Raw genomic sequence first — 522 nt, forward strand, 5'->3', positions numbered from 1 at the left:
TTATTTTAAACCTAATACTCCATTGGATGAGGCTATTTCTTTTGGGATAAATAAAAATAAAACAATCTTAAAAAAAGCAGGTGCTAAGACTTGGGAACAATTGGTTAAAGAATACAATATTGATACGAGTTTAGAGAGACCAGAACAAATTAAAATGTATGAAGAAAGAAGAAAGATAAAAAAATAATAAAAAGGAGATATTATGGAATTTGATGTTGAAATTTTAGACAATCTTGAGAATTTTAAAGAATTCTTAAAAACAAAACCTAGCAAAGAAGTTTTACAGGCTGTTAATTCTCATTTAGAGGATTTTTTAAGTGATGCGTATGATCATATCGATCCAGAAGAATACGAAGTAGCTTTTGAAGAAGAAACAGGAATATCTTATCGTGATGCTACTGAGGAAGAATTTGATGAGTGGTTTATTGCAAATGTACTTTGCTTTGAAGATTTAAGTGAGATTTGCAAAATTCTTCGATCGCTTTTAGAGGCTAAAGATTTAGATAAAGCTTTGGAAAATTT

Annotated in this window: 2 protein-coding genes; both read left to right on the plus strand. The window is 28.9% G+C overall.

The window, feature by feature from the left end; genetic code table 11:
* Window positions 1–187: hypothetical protein (locus H2280_RS08470; RefSeq protein WP_337216262.1), on the plus strand; the 187-nt coding region annotated here is incomplete at its 5' end.
* 15 nt (window positions 188–202) lie between these two features.
* On the plus strand, window positions 203–522 hold a 320-nt coding region (locus H2280_RS08475; RefSeq protein ID WP_337216263.1), incomplete at its 3' end, for a hypothetical protein.

The organism is Campylobacter sp. 2457A, assembly GCF_020135895.1.
Taxonomy (GTDB): Bacteria; Campylobacterota; Campylobacteria; order Campylobacterales; family Campylobacteraceae; genus Campylobacter_D; species Campylobacter_D taeniopygiae.